The sequence below is a fragment of the Neisseria sp. HMSC068C04 genome, assembly GCF_001810105.1.
GTDB classification, from domain to species: Bacteria; Pseudomonadota; Gammaproteobacteria; order Burkholderiales; family Neisseriaceae; genus Neisseria; species Neisseria flavescens_B.
The window spans coordinates 1-2,965 of the sequence record NZ_KV799964.1 but is presented as its reverse complement, the minus strand read 5'-3'; the positions used below and the strand labels follow the sequence as shown (position 1 = coordinate 2,965).

General features: G+C 39.7%; 4 protein-coding genes and 1 pseudogene. All 5 read right to left on the bottom strand.

The annotated features are described in order from the left end of the window. Positions 1-391 (bottom strand): annotated as a pseudogene (locus HMPREF2700_RS06780) (hypothetical protein); the annotation flags it as partial. A 136-nt stretch (positions 392-527) separates the two neighbouring features. Beyond that, the gene (locus tag HMPREF2700_RS06775) at positions 528-1,445 is read right to left on the bottom strand and encodes an Imm52 family immunity protein (RefSeq protein WP_070591126.1); all 918 of its coding nucleotides are present in this window, start codon (positions 1,443-1,445) and stop codon (positions 528-530) included. Between the two features lie 209 nt (positions 1,446-1,654). Then, positions 1,655-1,897, bottom strand: a complete 243-nt coding sequence (locus HMPREF2700_RS06770) for a hypothetical protein (RefSeq protein WP_070591125.1) — start codon at positions 1,895-1,897, stop codon at positions 1,655-1,657. A gap of 37 nt (positions 1,898-1,934) precedes the next feature. Next, the gene (locus tag HMPREF2700_RS06765) at positions 1,935-2,309 is read right to left on the bottom strand and encodes a hypothetical protein (protein ID WP_070591123.1); all 375 of its coding nucleotides are present in this window, start codon (positions 2,307-2,309) and stop codon (positions 1,935-1,937) included. Then, positions 2,302-2,841, bottom strand: a complete 540-nt coding sequence (locus HMPREF2700_RS06760; RefSeq protein ID WP_070591122.1) for a DUF4123 domain-containing protein — start codon at positions 2,839-2,841, stop codon at positions 2,302-2,304. Before HMPREF2700_RS06760 ends, HMPREF2700_RS06765 begins: the two co-directional genes overlap by 8 nt. Positions 2,842-2,965 lie beyond the last annotated feature (124 nt).

Genomic DNA, 2,965 nt, shown 5'->3' with positions numbered 1-2,965 from the left:
GGCGGATAAGTTCGCCGGCACTGATGCCGCTGTTTAAAACAATATCATTTACTCCCTCTCCCTCGGGTTCGGAACGTACCGATCCCATGGCGGTAAAAGTATGCGGAATAGTCAGGTCATGGCCGCCATGGCGGATGGTGACAACTCCCAATTGTTTCGACGGCCACTTCAAATCTAAAAAGCCGACCAGTTCGCCTGCGGTATGGTGATCCGCCACCGCTCCTGCCTTCTTGAAGCTTTCCGGCCCTTTTTTGCCCAATTGCAAAGTGACTTCCTGCGGCATGATTTTCTCCTGCGCCGACAGTCGGGCGGCACCCAATAACAAAGCCATAACGCTTATAACGATAAGAAAGGATTTGAAGTGTATACTGCGAAGTAATGAACCTATCATGGTTATTCCTTTTTTATACGGACAGTGCAATCTTTTATTTCACCATCAAACAGGTTGAGATCTTTGGGCTTTTAATCCAACTTATACTTAATAAAAACAAAAAAATGCGGGCAGAAGGTTCCCGCATTTTGTTTGCCTATATCCCGCTTCCCCGACTCATGTTTTTAAGGCGCTGCTCACGGCTGATAAAGGGTAAATCACTAATTTGAGGAATGCCCACATGATTCACAATAGGCAGCAATCCTAAATGGTGAAGCTCTTGTTCGATGACGGCAGCCACTTTACGCATTTCAGGGTTCTCAAAGTCGTAGGGCTGCTCGGTGCTAATAATGATACTGCCTCTATTCGGAAGATAGATAACCTCGTTTGCACTGGGTACTTCCTCTGGCAAGATTTCGGCAGGTAGAAAGGAAAACCATTCTAAAGCCATCCGTTTTTTGTAAAGGGAAAATGGCCGGACTCTCGAAGGGTAAAAGCGGTTTATTCCTCGAAACCGGCAATGTGGCAGATATTTATCCAAATAAAAGAATATCCATTCTTTTATCAAGGCTTTATCAATGTCGGATTCATTCATCAAAAAATAATGTCCTGAAACAACCGAACCATCAGCTCTTGGGAGTAAATCTAGCTTAAACAAACCGTGTCGTTTTTCTATTGGATGATGTTTATCCTCATATTTATGCCATTCCTTATAGGACACATTCAGCCAGTTAAGGTCGAATATCTCGGGCACATGCCGTACTTCTTCCGAAGTCAGTGCAAAATCCTTCATGAGTGCAAGATCGGTAAGAGGCAGAGGAAACTCGACGTATTTGTCTTTATAGTTGTGATTGTAGTTTTTACTGGTCTTGATCACCGGATAGCTTTTGCCTTTCAAATTGACCATGCCGTTTTTGATATTTCTACGTTCTGTCAGCAGTTTTATTGTGACCGTATCGTTGCATACAAATAATTCCTGGAGGTGTTCTTTTTGAAAGGCCAGCATATCCTTGAATACTCGATCGAGGGATTGATGCATAACAATAAAATACATAGTGAAATCGATTTTTTTCATTTAGTTATCCTACTATTTTATGGATGAGTGAAAAGTCTGCATCTAGAATTTATAATGCACCATTGGAAAAACACAGCTCTCGGCATAAATTTTCGCCTTACCAACTCATGCTTATGGCTTACTACACAATCGCACTTGCACTTCCTACGCTCATCATGTAAACCATTTAGTACTTTAGTTGCTGCATCACTCAACGCTAAAATTCGAATTCATTTTTCAGCGACAGGTCGCCCATCGGCAGTTCGAACATCAGTTACATCTATAGGATAAAGGCCAGGAACAACAATGCCATCTAAATTAAATACTACAGGATCGACTTTAACTTCTTCATGTTTGGCTTCAAAAATACTACTCGACACCTTTAATCCGATGTAGGTAGAGTCTCCATTTTGGTATGCTTTCCTTAATTCTTGACTTGCACGATATGCAACAACTGCAGAATATAGCGCCATACCCAAAAAAATGCGTCGGCAACTGGAACAGCCATACTTAGTCCCCCTGTCTCATGGTATCAAATGTTTCCATGTCCAAATGCTTCCATTTGTATTCGCTAATGAAATCCCACAACATTTGGTCTTTTGAAACAACTTTCCCCCATGCATCACTAATGTTTTTTCCTAGGCATTCTTTAAGTGGACGGCTTACATCATCTGGCGAAAATGCAGAAACAATAATGTAGTCTTTAATTGCATATTCCAACCCTAGCAAAACAGCTTCATTATATAGTGATGAAAATTTTGAAAAATCGTTTAGTAGAGATTCCATCTCCTCTTCTTTCTCAAGATCCTTCAGACTGTTAAAAATTCTCTGCTTTTCTGCATCATGATCTATATCATCTAAATAGCTGCAATTTAAATCAAGCATTATTTATATCCTTTCTAAAAGTAATTGCTATGTTTTCAATATCATCCCAAATATGCCATACCAAGAAAGGTCGCCAAAATTCTTGAATACCATCTTCTGGCCAAATATTCTGTAAGCGTAAGAATACTATCGGATCATACAAGCGTACAAGAGCTATCCTGCCATTTTTTAAACGACCTGTCAGATAGTGTTTAATATGCTTTTGTAATTCATAAATATCAGTAATACTACTTTCTATAAACATAAAACTTCTAAACTGTTCTAATGGTATTTGTTCCTTTAACACCCGTATCAAATCTTCCCATTGCTGATGGGATTGGATCGCAAATAGCATCGGTCTCAGAGATTTATATTCATCTTCTGGCAGGTCTGCAAACAGAGAGCAGCGATTTGAACTTTTTAACACATTCATAAAATTTCGATGTTTCTGCTCAAAATTACCTGGATCAAATAAAACATAAACTGAATTTTCCGAAAAATTGGGTGAAAATGACAGGTTTGCACCATATTCAATCCTTTGGACGCAAAACATAAATGCTCCTTTCCATATTGGCAGTATATAAACAATTTTTGGAAATTTTAGGATACATCGGCAATTTAAAAATCATTTCTTTAGCCCCACTCACCACCAACGGCGCCCTCACCCGCACCACCTT

Excerpts from the sequence above, each read along its gene's own strand:
- HMPREF2700_RS06775 (WP_070591126.1), bottom strand. The coding sequence starts at position 1,445 with ATGAAAAAAATCGATTTCACTATGTATTTTATTGTTATGCATCAATCC.
- HMPREF2700_RS06760 (WP_070591122.1), bottom strand. The coding sequence starts at position 2,841 with ATGTTTTGCGTCCAAAGGATTGAATATGGTGCAAACCTGTCATTTTCA.
- HMPREF2700_RS06765 (WP_070591123.1), bottom strand. The coding sequence starts at position 2,309 with ATGCTTGATTTAAATTGCAGCTATTTAGATGATATAGATCATGATGCA.
- HMPREF2700_RS06770 (WP_070591125.1), bottom strand. The coding sequence starts at position 1,897 with ATGGCGCTATATTCTGCAGTTGTTGCATATCGTGCAAGTCAAGAATTA.